The following is a 20,540-nucleotide window of genomic DNA, read 5'->3' as shown; positions in this document are numbered from 1 at the left end:
TGCTGCTCACGGGTGTGGCTCCATGCAAGGGGATCTGGCGATCAGGAATGAAGACGCCCGTGCCGCAACATGCCGGCACGGGCGTCTTCATTATGCGCCTGTCGCGATGCAAATGGCCGGTGGGATCCGGCCCGATGCGTTTAGAGCGGCTTGGAGAGCTGCTCCAGGATGGCGGGATTTTCCAGCGTCGAGACGTCCTGCGTCACTTCCTCGCCCTTGGCGACCACGCGCAAGAGGCGGCGCATGATCTTGCCCGAACGCGTCTTGGGCAGGTTGTCGCCAAAGCGGATGTCCTTGGGCTTGGCGATGGGGCCGATCTCGCGGGCCACCCAGTCGCGCAATTGCTTGGCGATGGCCTGGGCCTCCTCGCCCTCCGGACGCGAACGCTTGAGCACCACGAAGGCCACCACGGCCTCGCCGGTCGTGTCGTCGGGACGGCCCACGACGGCGGCCTCGGCCACCATTTCGTGCGCCACCAGCGCCGATTCGACTTCCATCGTGCCCAGGCGGTGGCCCGACACGTTCAGGACGTCGTCGATGCGGCCCATGATCCAGAAGTAGCCGTCCGCATCGCGCTGCGCGCCATCGCCCGCCAGGTAATAGCCGCGCAGTTCGGCCGGGAAGTAGCTTTTCTTGAAGCGCTCCGGGTCGCCCCAGATGTTGCGGATCATGGCCGGCCACGGACGCTTGATGACCAGGAAGCCGCCATTGCCCTTTTCGACGTCGCCGCCGGTTTCATCGACGATGGCCGCGGCGATGCCCGGCAGGGGCAGCGTGCACGAGCCCGGCTTGGTGGGCGTGGCGCCCGGCAGCGGCGTGATCATGTGGCCGCCGGTCTCGGTCTGCCACCAGGTGTCCACGATGGGGCAGCGTTCGCGGCCCACGTTCTTGTGATACCAGATCCAGGCTTCGGGATTGATGGGCTCGCCCACCGTGCCGATGATGCGCAACGAGTCCAGGTCGAAATTCTTGGGATGCGCTTCCGGCGTGGCCTCGGCAGCCTTGATCAGCGAACGGATCGCGGTGGGCGCGGTGTAGAACGTGGTGACCTTGTGGCGCGCGATCATGTCCCAGAAGCGGCCGGCGTTCGGATAGGTGGGCACGCCTTCGAAGACGATCTGCGTCAGGCCGGCGGCCAGCGGACCGTACGTGATGTACGTGTGGCCGGTGACCCAACCCACGTCCGCGGTGCACCAGTAGACGTCGTCCTTGCGCGCGTCGAAGGTCCATTTGACGGTCAGCAGCGCCCACAGCAGGTAGCCGGCGGACGAATGCTGCACGCCCTTGGGCTTGCCGGTCGAACCGGAGGTATACAGGATGAAGAGCGGGTGCTCGGCATTGACCGGAACCGGCTCGCAGGTGTCGGGCTGGCCGTCCTCGACCTCGTGCATCCAGAGGTCGCGGCTGTCGTTCCATTGCACCTTGCCGCCCGTGCGGCGGTACACGACGACCTTCTTGACGGCCTCGCAGCCGCCCATGGCGATGGCCTCTTCGACGGCGGGCTTGAGCGGGATGGTCTTGCCGCCGCGCACCTGCTCGTCGGCGGTGATGATGAGCGAGGCGCCCACGTCGACGATGCGCTCCTGCAGACTCTTGGCCGAGAAGCCGCCGAACACCACCGAGTGCGTCACGCCCAGGCGCGCGCAGGCCTGCATGGCCACCACGGCTTCGATGGACATGGGCATGTAGATGATGGCGCGGTCGCCCTTCTTGTAGCCCAGCGCCGCCAGCCCGTTGGCGAAGCGGCACACGCGCGCCAGCAGTTCGCGGTAGGTCACCTTGTTGACCTTGCCGTCATCGGATTCGAAGATGATGGCGGTCTTGTCGGCGTTGCCGTTGGTCAGGTGGACGTCCAGGCAATTGGCCGAGACGTTCAGTTCGCCGTCGCCGAACCAGCGGTAGAACGGCGCGTCGGATTCGTCCAGGACCTGCGTGAACGGCTTGGTCCATTGCAGATTGTCGCGGGCCTGGCCGGCCCAGAATCCGTCGAAGTCGTTCTCGACCTGCGCGCACAGCGCGTTATAGGCGTCCATGCTGGGAATCGCGGCGCCCTGCGCGGCGCGCTCGGGCGGCGGAAACACGCGGTTTTCCACCAGGACGGACTGAATAGCGTTCGACATGATCTTGTCTCCAAACGGTGATTCTGTTGTTTATGCTGCTTTTTTATTACCCACCTGCAACCGTATCGCCGCGCTCTTACGGGCACCTTACGCAAAATGCGGGCCGGAGCCCGCAGATTGACGAGGCCCAAGGCGATGCGTCTGCGCCGGATCCGGGCAGGAAGACGCCCCAAGGCGCCAACCGGGCAGCATGCACAAGCCAACGGCGCGCCGTCACGCGGCGCGCCAACAATGCCAAGCAATCAGCATGCGCCGCCGCATCGAAACGCGCCGGCGCAAGGCAGTCCATAAGGATAGCAGCCGCACCAGGCTTGACGAATACGGCGTTCAGCCGGTCTGCCGGGCGAGGCCGCGTTGCATGTCCACCCGCGACAACAGGGCCAGTCCTCCGACGAAGAACAACCCTGTGACGAGGATGGCCAGGCGGTGATTGCCGTCCGTGCCCCACGTCACCAGCCCGTACGTCAACGGACCGATCACGGCGGCAAGCTGCACTGCAAAGGTCCAGAGCGAATAGAACTCGGCCAGCCGTCCCGCGGGCGCCAAGGCGCCGGTCATGGCGCGGCCCGCGCTTTGCGTGGTGCCCATGCACAGCCCGGCCAGCGCGGCCGCCACCCAGAACACGGGCGCGGTCACGGCCGAGTAGGCCACCAGCACCATCACGATCCACCCGGCCAGCGTGATGGCCAGCGCCGGTTTGTGGCCGATGCGGTCCTGCACGTAGCCGAACGAAAACGCCCCCGCCGCCGCGCCGATGTTCACCGTGAACACCAGCAGCATGATCTGCGGCGTGGTGAAGCCCATGACTTCAGACGCATACACGGCCGCCAGCGTGATCACGACGGAGATCCCGGCCTGGTAGCAGGCAATGCACATCAAGAGGCGGCGGAATTCCGGAAAGTGCAGGCCCGTTTCACGCCAGGCGTACGCCAGCCGCTTGAGCATGTGCAGCGCGGCCGGATTGCCCGGCTGCGGCCGCGCGCGCTCGCGCAGCAGGAAGAACGACGGCAGTGCAGCCAGCGCAAAGACAGACGCAGTGACCACGATGACCCACGGCACGAATTCTTCGGCGGTGGCGCCGCGGGCCTCGGCCAGCGTCACCACGACCAGCGACAGGCCCAGCGTCAGCATGCCGCCGCAGTAGCCGAAGCTCCAGCCCCAGCCCGACACGCGGCCCAGCGCCTGCGGCCGGGCGAGTTCGGGCAAAAAGGCGGCGACCACGGACTCGCCGACGCAATAGCAGTAGTTGGAGACGACGATGGCGGCCAGCGCGAGCCACACGTCTCCAGGCCCAGCCTGCGTGAGCACCAGCGTCGCGGCCACGCAGCCGATCGTGCTGGTGTAGAGCAGCCGCCGCTTGCTGGCCCGCGCATCGGCGCGCGCGCCCAGCGTGGGCATGGTCAGCATGATGAGCAGGTACGACAGCGACAGCGCCGCCGTCCAGGCCAGCGTGGCCCACGAGGCGCGGCCGCCCACCACGCCGACGAAATAGGTGCTGAAGACCGCCGTGAGGATCACGGTGGTGTAGCCGGAGTTCGCGAAGTCGTACATGGCCCAGGCCAGGACTTCGCGCCGGGTGACGCCCGGGTTCAGCGGACCGTCGCCCGCCCCCCGGGGTTCCTGCGCGGAAACGCCGGCCGGCGTTTCCGGCGGCTGCGCCTGGCTCATAGGCCCAGCGCGGCGATGCCTGCTTGTGCAATCTGCACGTCTTCGGTCGACTTCACGCCCGAGACGCCCACCGCGCCGATGACCTGGCCGTCGGCAATGACCGGAACGCCGCCCTCGAGCATGCCTTCGATCAGGGGCGCCGACAGGAACGAGTAGCGGCCGTTGTTGATGAGTTCTTCGTAGATGCGCGATTCGCGACGGCCCAGCGCGGCCGTCTTGGCCTTGGCCGGCGCGATGTGCGACGAGATGGGAGCCGCATCGTCCAGTCGCAGCATGCCCAGCAGATGGCCGCCATCGTCGGTCACGGCGATGGTGACGGCCCACTTGTTCTGCAAGGCGTGTGCTTCGGCCGCGGCCAGGATCTTTTTGACGTCGTCGGCGCTCAGCACGGGTTTGGTTTTCATTGCAGTGACTCCTTGATCTGTTCGAGGGCGTTAGGGTCTTCCATGGTGGTCAGGTCGCCGGGATCGCGCGACTCGCATACCGCGACGATCGCGCGGCGCAGCACCTTGCCGGAACGGGTCTTGGGCAGCGCGCCCACGAACCGGATCCTGGCCGGCCTTGCCACCGCCCCAAGCTGTTCTTCCACCAGGCGCATGATATCGCCTTCCAGCTGCTTTGCCGCTTCCGGCGTGTCGGCGCCGGCGGGGTTCTTCAGCACGGCAAACGCCATGGCGACCTGCCCCTTCAGCGGGTCGGACACACCCACCACCGCGCACTCGGCAATGCCGCTGTGGCTGTTGACGGATTCCTCGATTTCGCGCGTGCCCAACCGGTGTCCCGCCACGTTGATCACGTCGTCCGTGCGGCCCAGGATGAACCAGTAGCCGTCGGCGTCCACCCGCCCCCAGTCGAAGGTCGAATACACCTGCCGGCCCGGAATCGACGTGAAATAGGTCTCGACGAAGCGCGCGTCGTCACCCCAGATCGTGGACATGGCGCCGGGCGGCAGCGGCGGCACGATGGCCACCACGCCCTTCTGCTCGGGGCCCAGGTCTTCGCCGGTGGACTCGCTGACGATGCGCGCGTCAAAGCCGTAGACCGGGAACGAGGGGCTGCCGAACCGGGTGGGGACTTTTTCGATGCCGGGCTGCGCCGACAGGATGGGCCAGCCCGATTCCGTCTGCCAGTAGTTGTCGATGATGGGCTTGCCCAGCCCTTCGGAGATCCATTGCGCGGTCGGCTCGTCAAGCGGCTCCCCGGCCAGGTAGACCGCGCGCAGGGTGGACAGGTCATGCCGCTTGAGCAGCGCGGGATCCTGCCGCTTGAGCACGCGCACGGCCGTGGGTGCCGAGAAGAGCGTATTCACGCCGTACTGCTCGACCAGCTTCCAGAGGATCGCGCCATCCGGGCGCACGGGCGTCCCTTCGTACAGGATGGTCGATTGCCCGCCAATGAGCGGTCCGTAGACAATATAGGAATGCCCCACCACCCAGCCGATGTCGCTGGTGCAGAAATAGGTGTCGCCAGGTCGGCCGTCGAACAGGTATTCCATGGACGAGGCCAGCGCCACGGCGTAGCCGCCGGTGTCGCGCTGCACGCCCTTGGGACGGCCGGTGGTCCCGGAGGTGTAAAGGATGTAGCTGGGCTCGGACGATTCCAGCCATTCGACGGGCACCCGGGCGCCGCGGTGGCGTTCGCGCAGCGTCGCGTAGTCCAGGTCGCGCCCGGCCACCGGCTCGAACGGCGCCAGGCCGCGATCGAACACCACCACTGACGCGGGCGGCGACTTGGCCAGGCCCAACGCACGGTCCAGCAGCGGCTTGTACGGCACGACCTTGCCGGCGCGCGAGCCGCCGTCGGTGCACACCACCACCTTGGGCGCGGCGTCGTCGATGCGCTGCGCGAGGTTCACGGATGCAAACCCGCCGAACACCACCGAGTGGACCGCGCCGATCCGGGCGCACGCCAGCATCGTGAACACCGCTTCGGGCACCATGGGCATGTAAAGCAGGACCCGGTCGCCGCGCCCCACCCCCAGTTCGCGCAGCATGGCGGCGGCGGCGTTCACTTCTTCAAAGACGTCCTGCCGCGTGTAGACCTGTTCGCGGTCCACTTCCGTGGACACCCAGATGAGGGCCCGCTTGTCCGCCTGCGTGGGCAGCCAGCGGTCTACCGCGTTGTGGCACAGGTTGGTGCGCCCGCCAACGAACCACTTGGCGAAGGGCGGACGCGAGAAGTCCAGCACACTGTCAAATGGCGTTTCCCAGTGAATGCGCGTGGCCTCTTCGCGCCAGAACGCGTCGCGGTCATGAACCGAGCGATAGTGGAAATCCCGGGTTCTTTGCATGGTTGTCTCCTGGTATTGTTCATAGGCCTTAAGGCTGATTGATTTTTTGTCTAATCTTTTCAGCCATTCTGGTAGGCAAACCTTGCACGAGGCTTGCCGCAAGTCAAAAAATTCTTCCAGATGTCCACGCTGCATGGATGTTTAGGGCCGTTACGTCACGAATCGGCCTTAAAAGTTTGGTAGAATCCCCGCGAAGTTGCACATAATTGTTGAATTTGCTGACATTTCGGCCCCATCCGCGGCTAAAGCGCGGGTTTTTGCTGTCATTCAGTGATTCATCCCCAGGCGAATGCATCGACACTCCAACCCCGCGCGATTCAATTCAACCACTGGCCATGCAAAGCGCGGTCTGCGCATGCTCGCGTTGGTTGCTTGCTTTGCGGGTCTGGCCGGTTGTGCAAGCACTAGTCAAAAGTCAACCGCCCATACGTCCGAGATCGATCCCTACGAGATGGAATGGGTTGCCACCGCCGATGACCCGATCGGCATGCTGGTGGTCCAGAAATTCAAGCGTGAACGCCAGCGCACCCATTCGGGTGTCGGCAGCGACAACGCCATGGTCAGCGAAGCCCTGAATCACCTGGGCATCCGCTACCGCTTCGGCGGCAGTACCCCCGAAACCGGCTTTGACTGCAGCGGCCTGGTCGCTTACTCGGCCGAACGCGGCCTGGGCCTGAAGCTGCCCCGCAACGCTGCCGAAATCGCCCAGCAAGGCGTGGCCGTCGCCAAGAACGAACTTCAGGTCGGCGACCTCGTCTTCTTCAACACCATGGGCCGCCGCTATTCCCACGTCGGCATCTACCTGGGCGACGACCGCTTCGTGCATTCGCCCAGCGCCGGTGGCGTGGTGCGCGTCGAAAGCATGACCATGGCCTACTGGTCCAAGCGCTACAACGGCGCCCGCCGCCTGGACAACACCCTGATGGCGTCGGCCCGCGCGTCCAACTGACCGCCCTGCCAGCCTCCGCCCGTCTTCTGGGCAACATCTTCGCACGCAGGCCAACCCGCCGCCATCGTCCAAATGCAAAACGCCGCCCGACTTTCCGTCCGGCGGCGTTTTTGTTTTTTCTCTTCGCGGCGATCAGGCCGCAGGCCGTATCGGCCTCCCCAGTTTGTCTTGGATGCGCGGCAAGACGCGTCCCGTCAATGAACGGTGCCGGCGCGCGGGCACAGGCCGCATTGCTGCAGGGCTTGCTGCATGCTGCACACGGAACGGCGACAAGCCACGACCCGGATGCCGCCGCGCTGCGCCGCGTTGCGGAAGGTCTTCATGACGTTGTGGCCAAGAAAATCGGTCAGCAGAATGACCAGTTGCGTGCCGGAAGGTAGTTGCAACGTCTTCTTTTGATGCGAGGGATCGCGCCCGCTGATGTGGTGCGTGATCGAGATGTTGTGACCTTTTAGCAGATCGGGAATATTGCCGAGGCGGTCGGCGCCCACTACCACTGCACTAAGTCCTGCCGTCATGATTTACCTCACTGGGTCGTTGAGCCTGGATGTAATGATAATGATTCCTATTTTTTCGTCAACTTAAATGAGATCAGTTCTTATTTAATTATTTTTATGAGCTTGTCGAAAGGGATAGCCGTCTCACCCCTTCCCGCCTGAATCGCAGGCAAAAAAAACGCGACGTCGTAAGGACGTCGCGCATTTTCACGCATGCTGCGGGGATGCGGGCTACTTCGGCGTGCCCTGCACCGCGTCGGTGACGACGGCCCGCGTCAGCGACGGCGCCAGCATCTCCAGGAAGGTGTAGACGTAGTCGCGCAGGAATACGCCCGCCTTCACGCCCACACGCGTGGTATGCGTGCCGAACAGGTGTCCCACGGGCAGGCCGACCAGATTCGAGTCGCGGCGCGGATCATAGGCAACGCCCGCGATGATGCCGATGCCCAGGCCCACGTCCACGTAGGTCTTGATCACATCGGCGTCGATCGCTTCGAGCACGATGTCCGGATGGATGCCCTGGTTGGCGAAGATCTCGTCGATCGTGCTGCGGCCGGTAAAGGCCCGGTCGTAGGTCACGATGGGGTATTCGGCCAGTTGCGCCAGCGACAGGCGCTTGGCGGCGCTGGAGGTCAGCTCGGCCAGCGGATGATCGGGCCGTACCACCACCGTGTGCTCCCACGCGTAGACCGGCAGCGTGGCCAGGCCCGGCGTCAGCGCCAGCGACTCGGTCGCCAGCGCCAGATCCGCCTGTTCATGCAGCACCATCTCGGCCAGCTGGGCGGGGCTGCCCTCGGCCAGCGACAGGTGAACCTTGGGGAACTGCTTGCGGAACGCGGGGATCACGCGGGGCAGCAGATAGCGCGCCTGCGTGTGGGTGCAGGCAATGACCAGGCCGCCCTCGTCGCGGCGTGCGAATTCGTCGCTGACTTTTTTCAGGTTGTCGACCTCGCGCATGATGCGGTCGATCACCTGCGACACGGCCAGGCCGGGCTTGGTCAGCCCCTTGATGCGCTTGCCATGACGTTCGAAGATCTTGATGCCCAGCTCGTCCTCGAACTCGATGATGGCCTTCGAAACGCCGGGCTGCGACGTGTAGAGCATCCGGGCGGCTTCAGTCAGGTTGAAGTCGCGCCGGATGGTTTCACGCACGAAACGAAATTGCTGGAGGTTCATTAATTGGCCCCTGATAGACCGGCCAATTATAAGTAATAAGAACGCCTTGCTATATGAATTATCGATATAAGCTTAGGAGCAAGGCGTCCCTCTTTCAGCGCATCGAGATCGTGGTGTTCACGGTCTTGGCGTGTGCCGACCAGCGCGCGGTCACCGTCTTGGTCTGAGTCCAGAACTGCACCGCCTGCTTGCCGTTGGGACCCAGATCGCCCAGCTTGGAGCCGCGCGAACCCGTGAAGCTGAACCACGCCACCGGCACGGGGATCGGCACGTTGATGCCCACCTGCCCCACGTCGATGTTGTTCTGGAAGTAGCGCGCCGCGCCCCCGTCCTGCGTGAACAGCGCGACGCCGTTGCCGTTGGGGTTGCGGTTGATGAACGCCACCGCGTCTTCCAGGGTCTCGACACCGACGCAGCACAGGACCGGCCCGAAGATCTCTTCCGTGTAGATGGTCATGTTCTCGGCGACGCCGTCGAACACGGTCGGGCCGACGAAGTTGCCTTCCTCGAAGCCGGCCACCTTCAGGTTGCGGCCGTCCAGCAGCAGCTTGGCGCCTTCGTCCACGCCCTTCTGGATCAGGCTTTCGACGCGCTTCTTGGCGTTGGGCGACACCAGCGGACCCAGGTCGGCTTCGCGATCCGTGCCCGCGTTGACCTTGAGCTTCTTGGCGCGCTCGACGAAGTCGGGCAGCCAGTTGCGGGCTTCGCCCACCAGCACCGCCACGGACGAGGCCATGCAGCGCTGGCCGGCCGCGCCAAAGGCGGCGCCCAGCAGCTGGTTCAGCGCCACTTCGGGATCGGCATCCGGCAGGACCACGCAGTGGTTCTTCGCGCCCATCATGGACTGGCAGCGCTTGCCGGCGGCCGACGCGCGGTTGTAGATCTCGGTGCCCACGCGGGTCGAGCCGATGAACGACACCGCCTTGATGTCGGGGTGCTCGCACAGGCCGTTGGCCGTTTCAGGACCGCCGTGCACCACGTTCAGCACGCCCGGCGGCAGGCCGGCTTCCAGCGCCAATTCCGCCAGGAACAGCGACGACGTCGGATCCTGCTCCGAGGGCTTCAACACGAACGTGTTGCCGCACGCCACGGCGATGGGAAACATGAAGCACGGCAGCATGACCGGGAAGTTGAACGCGGTGATGCCCGCGCACACGCCCAGCGGCTGGATCAGGGTGTAGACATCGATGCCGGACGCCGCGTTCTCCGCGTACTCGCCCAGTTGCAGGTTGGCGATCGAGCAGGCGTGCTCGACCACTTCCAGGCCGCGGCCGACTTCACCCTCTGCGTCCGGCAGCGTCTTGCCGTGTTCGCGGGTGATCATCTCGGCCAGCTTGCCGGTATTGGCGCGCAGCAGTTCCTGGAACTTGAGCATGACGCGCATGCGCGTGCCCTGCCCAGCGTTGCGCCAGGTCTTGAAGGCCTCCTTGGCGTTGGAGACGGCCAGGTCCAGTTCTTCGCGCGTGGCGAAGGGAACCTTGGCAACGACCTCCTGGGTGGCGGGGTTGATCACGTCTCGCCATTCGGTGGTTTTGGACTGCACAAGCTTGCCGCCGATCAGTAGCGGAACGCGCGGGACTTCACTCATTTTGTTGCTCCTCACACTGCGTAGTCGATGCGGATGAAAATCCGCGTTCTTGGATCGAGCCGCGCCCGCGGGACAGCGCCCGCGGGCTTGGCGCTATTTCTTCACCAGCGGGCAGGTCGAATCGGCCAGGGGCTGGAAGGCTTCGGCCGCCGGAATGGTGGCCACCAGCTTGGAATAGTCCCAGCCACCCTTGGAGTCCGCGGGCTTCTTGACTTCGTACAGGTACATATCGTGGATCACGCGGCCGTCCGGACGGATCGACGCGTTGCGCATGATGGGATCCTTGATTGGAATCTCGCGCATCTTGTCGGCGACGACCTTGCCGTCGGTGCTGTTGGCGGCGGCCACCGCGCGCAGGTAATGCAGCACGCTGGAATACACGCCCGCCTGCGTCATCGTGGGCTTCAGGCCGCGGAACGCCTTCTCGAAGCGCCCCGACCACTCACGCGTGGCGTCGTCGTAATCCCAGTAAAAACCATCCACGTAGGACAGCCCCTGCGCGTTCTCCAGGCCGAGCGCACGCAGGTCCGACAGGAAGATCAGCAGGGAAACCAGCCGCTGCCCGCCTGCCACGATACCGAACTCGCGCGCCTGCTTGACCGCATTGACGGTGTCCTGGCCGCCATTGGCCAGCGCCACCACCTGCGCCTTGGAGCTCTGCGCCTGCAGCAGATAGGACGCGAAGTCGGGCGCGTTCAGCGGGTGGCGCACATTGCCGGCCACCGTGCCGCCCAGCGCCTTCACCGCCTTGGCCGTGTCGGCTTCCAGCGAGTGGCCGAACGCGTAGTCGACGGTGATGAAGAACCAGGATTTGCCGCCCTCGCGCACGGTGGCCTTGGCGCCGCCCGCGGACTGCGAGTAGGTGTCGAACATCCAGTGAAAGCCGACCGGCGAGCAGTCCTTGTTGGTCAACGCCGTGGTGGCCGGGCCGGAGAACATCACGACCTTGTTCTTTTCGCGGGCAATGCCCTGCACGGCGAGCGCGACTGCGGAATTGGTGAGGTCGGCAATGGCGGTGACGCCGTCGCGGTCGAACCATTCGCGCGCCCGGGCGGCGCCCACGTCGGCCTTGTTCTGGTTGTCCGCGGACACCAGATCGATCTTCATGCCCTTGCACTCCGCGGCAAGGCAGTCGTCGATGGCCAATTGCGCCGCCGCGACCGAGCCTGCGCCCCCCATGCCGGCGTAGGTGCCGGACATATCCGTCAGAATGCCGATCTTCACTGGCGGCTTGTCCGCCGCATGGGCCTGCCCAATCAAACCGGCGCCCAGACACAAGCCTGCGGCGAGCCCGCGTGCGTGCAATTTCATGGATTTGTCTCCTGAGTTTTTATGCGCTGAGTAGTAGCGTTGTGGCGCCGTCTTCGCGGCTTGCGGTCCCAGGGCATAGCCCAAGGCCAGCCGAACCAGTGTAGATGTGTGAAAATCAACAAGCAACACCAGAAATGCACATTCCTTGTGCATTCATGCACATACAAAAATGTCGCCGGCGCAACGTGCTGCCGGGGGCCTGGAGCGACGGATCTTGCTTGATTGGGACAGCCTGCGGTATTTCCTGGAAGTGGCCCGCACCCAGCGCGTCAGCGCCGCGGCGCGCAAGCTGGGCGTGGAGCACACCACCGTGTCGCGCCGGATCCGGGCGCTGGAAACCGAGCTGGACACGCTGCTGTTCGAGAAGTCGCGCAGCGCGGGGTTCGTGCTGACGGACGACGGCCAGCGCCTCTTCGTCCACGCCGAGCTAATGGAAAGCGTGGTGCACACGGCGCACGAAAACCTGTCCGGCATCGGACAGGCGTTGTCGGGTCACCTGCGCATCGGCGCCACCGAAGGCTTCGGCAGCTACGTGTTGACCCCGCTCGCGGCCGACTTCCAGCGGCGCTATCCGCACATCACGCTGGACATCCTGCCCGTGCCGCGCTTTGTCAGCCTGTCCAAGCGCGAAGCCGACCTGGCCATCACCATCGAACGGCCGCAGCGCGGCCCGTACGTGTGCAGCAAGCTGTGCGACTACACGTTGCGGCTGTACGGCACGCCGGGTTATCTGGCCAACCATGCGCCCATCACTCGCCGCGAAGACCTGGCGGATCACACGTTCATTGGCTATGTGGACGAGCTGTTGTTCAGCGAGCGCCTGCGCTATCTGGAAGACCTGCTCCCGGCAAGCAAGGTGGTGTTGCGCAGCACGAGCGTCGTGGCCCAATACCACGCGGCGCTGCAAGGCCAGTCGCTTGCCATCCTGCCGTGCTTCATCGCGGCTCAGGATCCGCGGCTAAAGCCGGTGCTGGAAGACGAGATCGCCATCACGCGCTCGTTCTGGATGTATTGCCATGAAGACCTGCGCAAGCTCAAGCGCGTGACCGCGCTGTGGGAGTTCATCCGCAAATCGGTCTTGAGAAACGCCGACCTGCTGGCAGGCCGGCGCGGGACGATGAAGTATCTGCCCTGACAGGCGCGCCTGACGGCGCCTGTCTTGCTAGGTGTTGTTCTTGGGCGCCTTGACGCGCAGGCGGCGCATCAGCAGGAAGACGGTCAACAGCGCGACGGCGCCGTGGATGGCCCAGACCCCCAGACCAAAACTGAGCTTGCCGTTGGAGATCCAGGCGCGCGACAGGTTGATCAGGTTCATATAGAGCAGACCGACCAGACCGGCGATGAGCAGGTCGCCCGAACGCCCCAGCCGCGGATTCACCGCGCCAAGCGGAATGGCCAGCAGCGCAAGATTCAGCGCCGCAAGCGGCAGCGAAATCCGCCACATCACCTGCGACCAGCTGCTGTTGGTGTTGTCCTCGATCAGTTGCGGCGTGCTGCGCGCCTTCGAGGAACGCTCTGCCGCCGCGCGGGCCTCGGCCACCGGATCGCCGCCGCCCTTGCTTTCGAGACGCAGACCGTATTTTTCGAAGTGCACGAGGCGCAGCTCCGGCGTGCCAGGCTTCAGGTCGTAGCGATGCCCTTCGCCCAGCACCAGGAAACGGTCGCCGTTGGGCAGGGTTTCGATATGCGCGCTGCTCGCGGTCAGCACGCTCAGCCATTCGGGACCGATCTCGCGGGCGAACACATTGCCAAGTTCGTCGGTGGGATTGACCGGGTCTTCGGCAAAGAACACGCGGTTGCCGCCCGAGGACTCGGCGAATTGGCCAGCCGTTACCTTGGACAGGTCCGAGCGCTGCTCGAAGCGTTCGTGGTATTCGCCGATCTGGCGATACGCCCAGGGCGAGGCCACCAGCGTCAGCCCCGCCACGGCGATCGCGACGGGCACCGCCACGCGCAGCACGGGCTTGAGCCAGTCGGCCAGCGACAGGCCGCTGGCAAACCACACCACCATTTCGGATTCGCGGTAGTTGCGCGTGACCGTGGTCAGCACGGCAATGAAGATCGAGACCGCCAGAATGGTCGGCAGCGCAGTGATGGTAGAGAGCGCGGCAAGCACCACCACCACGTCCGCTCCGATGTTGCCTCCCGCGGCCTCGCCGAGCAGGCGCACGAGAAGCACGCTGAGCCACACGACGAGCAACGTGGAAAAGACAACGCCAGCGTGACTGGTGATCTCGCTGACGACAGAGCGTTTGAATAGAGACATGGGAGAATATGCGGGATAATCGACCGCATCATACACAGACGCACACGGGAAACCCTCATGGAATTTAGCACACAGACCACTGCTTCCCTGCACCAGGTCAAAACCGCCGCCCTCGCCGTCGGCGTGTACGCGGACGGCGTGTTGAGCCCGGCCGCCGACATCATCGACCGCGCTTCCAATGGCGCCGTCCGTGCGGTGGTCAAAAGTGAATTCCGCGGCCGCGCCGGCTCGACCCTGACGCTGCGCACGCTGCCGGGCGTCTCCGCGCAGCGCGTCGTCCTGGTTGGCCTGGGCAAGCAGGATGAATATTCGGCCAGCACTCACGCGTCGGCCGAACAGGCATTTGCCTCGGCCTGCGTCTCGGCCCAACTCACCGAAGGCGTGTCCACGCTGGTCGCCAATCCCATCGCCGGCATCGACGTCATTACGCGCGCCCGCAGCGCCGCGATCGCGGCCGGCGGTGCGGCCTACTACTACGACGCAAGCTTCGGCAAGCCCGACCGCGACGCGCGCCCCAAGCTCAAGAAGATCGTGCAGGTCGTCGAGCGCGCCGATGCCACGCAAGCCCAGAAAGGCCTGCGCGAAGGCAGCGCCATCGCCAACGGCATGGAACTGACCCGTACGCTGGGCAACCTGCCGGGCAACATCTGCACCCCCACTTACCTCGGCGACACCGCCAAACGCCTGGCGCGCGAATTCAAGTCGCTGAAGGTCGAGGTCATGGACCGCAAGCAGGTCGAAGCGCTGGGCATGGGCTCGTTCCTGTCCGTCGCCCGCGGCTCCGAGGAAGCGCTGCGCTTCATCGTCCTGCGCCACGCCGGCGCCAAGACCGCCAAGAAGGGCGCCAAGTCCGCGCAAGGCCCGATCGTGCTGGTCGGCAAGGGCATCACGTTCGACGCCGGCGGCATCTCGCTCAAGCCCGCGGCCACCATGGACGAAATGAAGTACGACATGTGCGGCGCCGCCAGCGTGCTGGGCTCGTTCCGCGCCCTGGCCGAACTGGAACTGCCACTGGACGTCGTCGGCCTGATTCCCGCTTGCGAGAACCTGCCCAGCGGCAAGGCCAACAAGCCGGGCGACGTCGTCACCAGCATGGCCGGCCTCACCATCGAGATCCTGAACACCGACGCCGAGGGCCGCCTGGTCCTGTGCGACGCGCTCACCTACGCCGAACGCTTCAAGCCGTCTGCCGTGATCGACATCGCCACGCTGACCGGCGCCTGCGTCGTCGCGCTGGGCAACGTCAACACCGGCCTGTTCTCCAAGGACGACGCGCTGGCTGACGCCCTGGCGTCGGCGGGCCGCCGTGCGCTGGACACCGCCTGGCGCATGCCCATGGACGACGCCTACCAGGAACAGCTCAAGTCCAATTTCGCCGACCTCGCCAACATCGGCGGTCCTCCGGCCGGCGCCGTCACCGCGGCCTGCTTCCTGTCCCGCTTTGCCAAGGCTTACCCCTGGGCGCACCTGGACATCGCCGGCACGGCCTGGCGCGGCGGCAAGGACAAGGGCGCGACCGGCCGTCCGGTGCCGCTCCTGATGCAATACCTGCTGGACCAGGTTTGAAGCGACTGACGCCAAAAGCCCCATGACGCGCATCGATTTCGCATTCGGCGCGCCCGACCGCCTGCGCATGGCCTGCCAGGTCGTGCGCAAGCGCGTCCTGGCAGGCCAGCGGCTGGTGGTGTACTGTAAAGACGGTTCGCGCCTGGCGGCGTTCGACCGGATGCTGTGGGCGTTCGACGACACGGCGTTCGTGCCGCACGTGTTGGCAAACGATCCCCTGGCCCCTGAAACGCCGGTGGTGCTTACCGCAGGAGAGCCGCTGCAGGCCTTGCAGGCGGCAGGGCAGCCCGATCAGCCGCAGCCCTGGCTGCTGAATCTGGACGACGATTGCCCGCCCGGCTTCGACGCTTTCGAACGCCTCCTTGAAATCGTCTCGGACGATCCGGACGACAAGCAGGCGGCCAGGCAGCGCTGGCGCACCTACCAGACGGCCGGTCATGTACCGCAAAGCCACGACCTGAGCCGCAAGGCCCAAGGCGGCTGAACCGTCCCCCCACGCGCGCCCGCGCGCCGCGTCCACCAGAATCTCGGGAGTTTCCATGCCCGCTCGCACACCCGACCCCGGCATCCCCACCCTGACTCACCGCGCCGAGCCCTCGTTCCACGACCCGGCGGACGACGACGCTGATGCGCCGCTCTTGACCGAACTGGCCGACGAGGCCGGCCCGGTTTACGAGCACGACCCGTTTCCCGTGCTGACGGATGTGGCCGACGACGACGGGCCTGCTGCGCCAGCCGCCAGCCCGGCGCCGACCGCGTGCCAGCCGCCGCCCGCCGCCCCCGCACTACGCGCCCTGCCGGACGCCACCGTGCTCGCCGCCCGCTTGCAGGCCGAGGTGGAACAGGTCATGCGACAGGCGCTTGCCGACGCCGTGGCGCAATTACAGGCACGCATGGATGCGGAATTGCCTGCTATCGTTTCCCGTGTGCTCAATGAGGTCAGGCAAGGCTGACTGGATTCTTCAGGGAACTGTAAGGTATCCTTCGCATCTAAGCCTTCTAGGCAATCACCATACTTGCCGTATACAGGAGTTCTCCATGAACGAATATCGTCCGTCCCCTTTTAACCGTTCCGGCGCGGTCGCCGGCGCGCCGGGCGAGGTCGCTCGCAACCAGGTCCTGCGCAATACGTACTGGCTCCTTGCCCTGTCGCTGATCCCGACAGTCCTGGGCGCGGCCGTCGGCCTCTACACCGGCATCAACCGCGTCATGGGCGCCAGCCCCGGCCTGTCGGCCATCGTCTTCCTGGTCGGCGCCTTCGGCCTGATGTTCGCCATCGAGAAGAACAAGAACAGCTCGCTGGGCGTGGTCCTGCTTCTGGCGTTCACGTTCTTCATGGGCGTCATGCTTTCGCGCCTGCTTGGCTTCGTGATGGGCATGAGCAACGGTTCGCAGCTCGTCATGACGGCGTTCGGCGGCACCGCGATCGTGTTCGGCACCATGGCCACCCTGGCCACGACCATCAAGCGCGATCTGTCGGGACTGCAGAAATTCCTGTTCATCGGCGCGGTCGTGATCCTGGTTGCGGCACTGGCCAACATCTTCCTGCAATTGCCGGCCCTGATGCTGACCATCTCGGTGCTCGCCATCGTGATCTTCTCGGCATTCATGCTGGTGGACCTGCAGCGCGTGGTCAACGGCGGTGAGACCAACTACGTCTCGGCAACCCTGGCCATCTACCTGGACGTCTACAACGTCTTCTCGAACCTGCTGATGCTGCTGGGCATCTTCGGCGGCAACCGCGAGTAACGCGCCGTCGTCAGACCAGCACCGAAAGGGCCTGCATGCACATGTAGGCCCTTTTTCATTGGGCCGCCCCCCTTTCCTCTTGAATAGCCGGAGCCTTGCCATGCCTGACCGCCGCCGCTTCCTGCAGACCACCGCCAGCGCAGCCCTAATGGGGGCCGCGTGGCCGGCATGGGCAGCCACGCCGGGGCAGGCCATGCTCAAGCGCCCGATTCCGTCGTCGGGCGAGACCCTGCCCGTGGTGGGACTGGGCACCGCGGACACGTTCAACGTGTCGCCCGGCGACGCCGCGGCCATGGCGCCGCTGGCCCAGGTGCTTGAAACGCTCATGAAGGCGGGCGGCAGCCTGATCGACACAGCGCCCAGCTATGGCCAGGCCGAAGCCGTCACCGGCGCCCTCCTGGCCCGCGAAGGCGGCCTGCGCAAGCGCGCGTTTCTAGCGACCAAGATCAGCACGCGCGGCCACGAATCCGCGATGCGCCAGGTGCGGGAGTCGCAAGAGGCGCTGCGCAGCGACAAGCTGGACCTGATCCAGGTCCATAACCTGATCGACACCCGCAACCAGCTCGCCTTGCTGCGCGATCTGAAACAGCAGGGCGTGACGCGCTATATCGGCATCACGCATTACACGGACCATGCGCACGACGACCTGACCGAGCTGGTCGAAAAGGAAAAGCCCGATTTCCTGCAGGTGAACCTGTCGATCGCCTCGCGCAGCGCCGAAAAACGCCTGCTGCCCGCGTGCCAGGCCAACGGCGTCGCGGTGTTGATCAACCGGCCGTTTGAAGACGGCGCGCTGTTCCGCCAGGTCAAGGGCGTGGCGCTGCCCAAGCTGGCCGCCGAAATCGATTGCACCTCCTGGGCGCAGATCTTCCTGAAGTTCATCATTGGCCATCCCGCCGTCACGGCCGTCATCCCCGCCACGTCCAAGCCCGCCAACATGGCGGACAATGCGCGCGCCGGCTTTGGCCGCCAGCCCGACGCTGCCCTGCGCGACCGCATCGCCGCACTGCTCGCCTGACGCGATGACGGCCGCCCCTCTGTCCTGGCGTGCCCGTGCCGCACGGGCGCTGGGCATCCAGGAAACCGAGCTCGCGCCTGCCGCGTGCGGCTTCGCGTTCTTCTTTTTCCTTTTCTGCGGTTATTTCATGCTGCGCCCCATCCGGGAAACGATGGGGATCCAGGCGGGCGTGAACCAGCTGCAATGGCTGTTCACCGCCACCTTCCTTGCCACGCTTGCCGTCGTGCCGCTGTTTGGCTGGATATCCAACCGCGTGCCGCGTGCCACGCTGGTGACCTGGGTCTACGCCATCTTCGCGCTGACGATGGTGGGCTTTGCCGCCCTGCTCTACCTGCAACCCGGCAGCGTCTGGGCCGCGCGCGCGTTCTACGTCTGGCTGTCGGTGTTCAACCTGTTCGTCGTCTCCATCGCCTGGAGCCTCATGGCCGACGTGTTCCGCATGGAATCGGCCAAGCGGCTGTTCGCGCTGATTGCCGCGGGCGCCAGCGCGGGCGGCCTTTGCGGCCCGCTGCTTGGCGCCCTGCTGGCGGGCGTGCTGGGCCCGGCGGGCTTGCTGGTGCTGTCGGCCCTGCTGCTGACCGCCACGCTGCCGCTCAAGCAATGGCTGCTGGCGTGGCGCGCCGCATCCCGGCCCGACGTCGGCCTTGCAGACATGCAGCGTCCCATCGAAGGCGGCATCCTGGCCGGACTGTCGCGCATCTTCCAGTCCCGTTACCTGCTGGGCATTTCCCTGCTCGTCGTGCTGCTGGCCACCTTGAACACCTTTCTCTACATGGAACAGGCGCGGCTGGTCGCCGACGCGTTCCCAGACACCGCCCAGCGCATCCGTGTCTTCAGCGCGCTGGATTTCACCGTGCAGACGCTCGCACTGCTGTCGCAGATCTTCATCACCGGGCGCGTGGCCGCCCGCCTGGGATTGCGGTTCCTGCTGACTGCCGTCCCGCTGGCGGTGGCGGTCGCCTTTCTGGCGCTGGCGGCCTTCCCCGTGTTCGCCGTGCTGGCAGCCGCCATGATCCTGCGCCGCGCCGGCGAGTATGCGCTGATCCGGCCAGGGCGCGAGATGCTGTTCACGGCGGTCACGCCCGAGGACAAGTACAAGACGAAGAACGTCATCGACACCGTGGTCTATCGCGGCGGTGACGCCGCCAGCGGCTGGGTGAAGGCCGGCATCGACACGCTGGGTTACGGCGCGGCACTGATCGCCCTGTTGGGCGCGGTGGTGGCGCTGTGCGCGGCTGCGGTGGGCCATGGGTTGGGCAAGCAGGCCGACCGGCGAAACGGCGATCTTGATTAGATTTAATTAAATAACCATGTGATTCAACCAAACGGCAGCTGCGTCGTGCGGTCGCACAATGGCGCAGCCCTCAACGCCTCGGGAATCGTCATGAAACGCTCTGCCTGCCTTGCCGCCCTGTTGCTTTGCCTCGCCGCCCCTCTCGCGCACGCCGTTTATCCCGAACGCGCCATCACGCTGATCGTGCCGGCCGCCGCGGGCGGCAATGCCGACATCACGGCCCGCCTCATCGGCCAGGAAATGAGCCGCCTGCTTGGCCAGCCGGTCGTCGTTGAAAACCGCGTGGGCGCCGGCGGCCGCATCGGCACGCAAGCCGTGGTCCGGGCCCCCGCGGACGGTTACACCATCGGCTATGCCCACGTGGGCACGCTGGTGCTGCACCGTTATCTCTTCAAGCAGCAGATGTACGACCTGGACCGTGACCTCAAGCCGATTGGCCTGGTCGCCGAGACGCCCAACGTGATCGTCGTGAACGCCGCCTCGCCATACCGGGACCTGAAAGGCTTCATCGAGGCCAGCCGCGCCCAGCCGGACCGCCTGACCATGACCTCGGCGGACCCGGGCACGACCAGCGAAGTGGGCGTCAAGCTGTTCATTGCCCAGACCGGCGCCGCCGTGCGCCAGATTCCGTACAAGGCCACCGCCGCGCAGCTCTCGGACCTGCTTGGCGGCCATGTGGATTCCATGATGGAAAACCTGCCGCCGTTGATCGGCAATCTGAAGGACGGGCGCCTGCGCGCGCTGGCCGTCACAACCCGCAAGCGCGCCGCCTCCAACCCTGACGTGCCAACGGTGGCCGAACAAGGCTATCCGGATTACGAGCAGTCGGCGTGGAGCGCGCTGGTGGCGCCGGCAGGCACCCCGGCCGCCGCGATCTCGCGGCTGAACGCCGCGCTGAATCAGGCGCTGCGCTCCGACGCCGTGAGCCGGGAGTTGCGCAGCCGCTCTCAGGAGCCCCTGGGCGGCACGCCGCAGGATGTTCAGGCCCAGATCAAAAAGGAGCTGCCCAAGTGGGAAAGCATCATCAAGGCCGCCACGCTGGATTGAC

18 protein-coding genes are annotated in these 20,540 nt (G+C 65.6%); 9 read left to right on the top strand and 9 right to left on the bottom strand.

From position 1 onward, the window contains the following. Positions 1–140: 140 nt before the first annotated feature. From acs to LN047_RS06655, 4 genes are all read right to left on the bottom strand, one after another. Positions 141–2,120, bottom strand: coding sequence for an acetate--CoA ligase (acs, locus tag LN047_RS06670; protein WP_056321994.1), 1,980 nt, complete (start codon positions 2,118–2,120; stop codon positions 141–143). Positions 2,121–2,447: 327 nt separating this feature from the next. After that, a complete protein-coding gene (locus tag LN047_RS06665) occupies positions 2,448–3,788 on the bottom strand; it encodes an MFS transporter (protein ID WP_373981371.1) in 1,341 nt (446 codons plus the stop codon). Beyond that, complete coding sequence (locus LN047_RS06660) at positions 3,785–4,192, bottom strand: heme-binding protein (protein ID WP_056321988.1); 408 nt, start codon at positions 4,190–4,192, stop codon at positions 3,785–3,787. Before LN047_RS06660 ends, LN047_RS06665 begins: the two co-directional genes overlap by 4 nt. Next, entirely contained in the window at positions 4,189–6,213 is a 2,025-nt protein-coding gene (locus LN047_RS06655) for a propionate--CoA ligase (protein ID WP_373981370.1), read from the bottom strand. The genes LN047_RS06660 and LN047_RS06655 overlap by 4 nt, the downstream gene beginning before the upstream one ends. A gap of 154 nt (positions 6,214–6,367) precedes the next feature. Between LN047_RS06655 and LN047_RS06650 the strand changes: the two genes are divergently transcribed. Beyond that, a complete protein-coding gene (locus LN047_RS06650) occupies positions 6,368–7,027 on the top strand; it encodes a C40 family peptidase (RefSeq protein ID WP_056321982.1) in 660 nt (219 codons plus the stop codon). Between the two features lie 194 nt (positions 7,028–7,221). Here LN047_RS06650 and LN047_RS06645 read toward each other — a convergent pair whose 3' ends face one another. The 4 genes from LN047_RS06645 to LN047_RS06630 all read right to left on the bottom strand — a co-directional run bounded on the left by LN047_RS06645 (position 7,222) and on the right by LN047_RS06630 (position 11,599). Next, complete coding sequence (locus LN047_RS06645) at positions 7,222–7,545, bottom strand: DUF2325 domain-containing protein (RefSeq protein ID WP_035212827.1); 324 nt, start codon at positions 7,543–7,545, stop codon at positions 7,222–7,224. A 210-nt stretch (positions 7,546–7,755) separates the two neighbouring features. Then, complete coding sequence (locus tag LN047_RS06640; protein ID WP_056321979.1) at positions 7,756–8,700, bottom strand: CysB family HTH-type transcriptional regulator; 945 nt, start codon at positions 8,698–8,700, stop codon at positions 7,756–7,758. A 94-nt stretch (positions 8,701–8,794) separates the two neighbouring features. Then, positions 8,795–10,288: a CoA-acylating methylmalonate-semialdehyde dehydrogenase gene (locus tag LN047_RS06635; RefSeq protein WP_056321975.1), complete on the bottom strand. Its 1,494-nt coding sequence runs from the start codon at positions 10,286–10,288 to the stop codon at positions 8,795–8,797. Between the two features lie 93 nt (positions 10,289–10,381). Then, on the bottom strand, positions 10,382–11,599 hold the full coding sequence (locus tag LN047_RS06630; RefSeq protein WP_056321973.1) for an ABC transporter substrate-binding protein: 1,218 nt from the start codon (positions 11,597–11,599) through the stop codon (positions 10,382–10,384). Positions 11,600–11,813: 214 nt separating this feature from the next. Between LN047_RS06630 and LN047_RS06625 the strand changes: the two genes are divergently transcribed. Further along, positions 11,814–12,734 (top strand): LysR family transcriptional regulator, encoded by a 921-nt coding sequence (locus LN047_RS06625; protein ID WP_373981369.1) that lies wholly within the window; start codon positions 11,814–11,816, stop codon positions 12,732–12,734. 27 nt (positions 12,735–12,761) lie between these two features. Here the strand turns inward: LN047_RS06625 and lptF are convergent, their stop codons facing one another. Beyond that, positions 12,762–13,865 (bottom strand): LPS export ABC transporter permease LptF, encoded by a 1,104-nt coding sequence (lptF, locus tag LN047_RS06620; protein ID WP_056321967.1) that lies wholly within the window; start codon positions 13,863–13,865, stop codon positions 12,762–12,764. A 57-nt stretch (positions 13,866–13,922) separates the two neighbouring features. Between lptF and LN047_RS06615 the strand changes: the two genes are divergently transcribed. The 7 genes from LN047_RS06615 to LN047_RS06585 all read left to right on the top strand — a co-directional run bounded on the left by LN047_RS06615 (position 13,923) and on the right by LN047_RS06585 (position 20,539). Continuing rightward, entirely contained in the window at positions 13,923–15,431 is a 1,509-nt protein-coding gene (locus LN047_RS06615; protein ID WP_373981368.1) for a leucyl aminopeptidase, read from the top strand. 22 nt (positions 15,432–15,453) lie between these two features. Further along, positions 15,454–15,915 (top strand): DNA polymerase III subunit chi, encoded by a 462-nt coding sequence (locus LN047_RS06610; RefSeq protein ID WP_056321960.1) that lies wholly within the window; start codon positions 15,454–15,456, stop codon positions 15,913–15,915. Between the two features lie 55 nt (positions 15,916–15,970). Further along, positions 15,971–16,384 (top strand): hypothetical protein, encoded by a 414-nt coding sequence (locus tag LN047_RS06605; RefSeq protein WP_152383707.1) that lies wholly within the window; start codon positions 15,971–15,973, stop codon positions 16,382–16,384. An 85-nt stretch (positions 16,385–16,469) separates the two neighbouring features. Beyond that, positions 16,470–17,180, top strand: a complete 711-nt coding sequence (locus LN047_RS06600) for a Bax inhibitor-1/YccA family protein (RefSeq protein WP_056321955.1) — start codon at positions 16,470–16,472, stop codon at positions 17,178–17,180. Positions 17,181–17,280: 100 nt separating this feature from the next. Next, positions 17,281–18,198, top strand: coding sequence for an aldo/keto reductase (locus tag LN047_RS06595; protein ID WP_373981367.1), 918 nt, complete (start codon positions 17,281–17,283; stop codon positions 18,196–18,198). A 4-nt stretch (positions 18,199–18,202) separates the two neighbouring features. Continuing rightward, positions 18,203–19,492, top strand: coding sequence for an NTP/NDP exchange transporter (locus tag LN047_RS06590; RefSeq protein ID WP_373981366.1), 1,290 nt, complete (start codon positions 18,203–18,205; stop codon positions 19,490–19,492). 90 nt (positions 19,493–19,582) lie between these two features. Then, on the top strand, positions 19,583–20,539 hold the full coding sequence (locus tag LN047_RS06585; RefSeq protein WP_373981365.1) for a Bug family tripartite tricarboxylate transporter substrate binding protein: 957 nt from the start codon (positions 19,583–19,585) through the stop codon (positions 20,537–20,539). The last annotated feature ends 1 nt before the right edge of the window (position 20,540 follow it).

The organism is Achromobacter sp. JD417, from assembly GCF_041879325.1.
Lineage (GTDB): Bacteria > Pseudomonadota > Gammaproteobacteria > Burkholderiales > Burkholderiaceae_B > Achromobacter > Achromobacter mucicolens.
Note: the sequence above shows the minus strand (reverse complement) of the source record. Positions and strands in the feature narration are given on the sequence as shown.

Excerpts from the sequence above, each read along its gene's own strand:
- acs (WP_056321994.1), bottom strand. The coding sequence starts at position 2,120 with ATGTCGAACGCTATTCAGTCCGTCCTGGTGGAAAACCGCGTGTTTCCG.
- LN047_RS06665 (WP_373981371.1), bottom strand. The coding sequence starts at position 3,788 with ATGAGCCAGGCGCAGCCGCCGGAAACGCCGGCCGGCGTTTCCGCGCAG.
- LN047_RS06660 (WP_056321988.1), bottom strand. The coding sequence starts at position 4,192 with ATGAAAACCAAACCCGTGCTGAGCGCCGACGACGTCAAAAAGATCCTG.
- LN047_RS06655 (WP_373981370.1), bottom strand. The coding sequence starts at position 6,213 with ATGCAGCGTGGACATCTGGAAGAATTTTTTGACTTGCGGCAAGCCTCG.
- LN047_RS06650 (WP_056321982.1), top strand. The coding sequence starts at position 6,368 with ATGCATCGACACTCCAACCCCGCGCGATTCAATTCAACCACTGGCCAT.
- LN047_RS06645 (WP_035212827.1), bottom strand. The coding sequence starts at position 7,545 with ATGACGGCAGGACTTAGTGCAGTGGTAGTGGGCGCCGACCGCCTCGGC.
- LN047_RS06640 (WP_056321979.1), bottom strand. The coding sequence starts at position 8,700 with ATGAACCTCCAGCAATTTCGTTTCGTGCGTGAAACCATCCGGCGCGAC.
- LN047_RS06635 (WP_056321975.1), bottom strand. The coding sequence starts at position 10,288 with ATGAGTGAAGTCCCGCGCGTTCCGCTACTGATCGGCGGCAAGCTTGTG.
- LN047_RS06630 (WP_056321973.1), bottom strand. The coding sequence starts at position 11,599 with ATGAAATTGCACGCACGCGGGCTCGCCGCAGGCTTGTGTCTGGGCGCC.
- lptF (WP_056321967.1), bottom strand. The coding sequence starts at position 13,865 with ATGTCTCTATTCAAACGCTCTGTCGTCAGCGAGATCACCAGTCACGCT.
- LN047_RS06615 (WP_373981368.1), top strand. The coding sequence starts at position 13,923 with ATGGAATTTAGCACACAGACCACTGCTTCCCTGCACCAGGTCAAAACC.
- LN047_RS06610 (WP_056321960.1), top strand. The coding sequence starts at position 15,454 with ATGACGCGCATCGATTTCGCATTCGGCGCGCCCGACCGCCTGCGCATG.
- LN047_RS06605 (WP_152383707.1), top strand. The coding sequence starts at position 15,971 with ATGCCCGCTCGCACACCCGACCCCGGCATCCCCACCCTGACTCACCGC.
- LN047_RS06600 (WP_056321955.1), top strand. The coding sequence starts at position 16,470 with ATGAACGAATATCGTCCGTCCCCTTTTAACCGTTCCGGCGCGGTCGCC.
- LN047_RS06595 (WP_373981367.1), top strand. The coding sequence starts at position 17,281 with ATGCCTGACCGCCGCCGCTTCCTGCAGACCACCGCCAGCGCAGCCCTA.
- LN047_RS06590 (WP_373981366.1), top strand. The coding sequence starts at position 18,203 with ATGACGGCCGCCCCTCTGTCCTGGCGTGCCCGTGCCGCACGGGCGCTG.
- LN047_RS06585 (WP_373981365.1), top strand. The coding sequence starts at position 19,583 with ATGAAACGCTCTGCCTGCCTTGCCGCCCTGTTGCTTTGCCTCGCCGCC.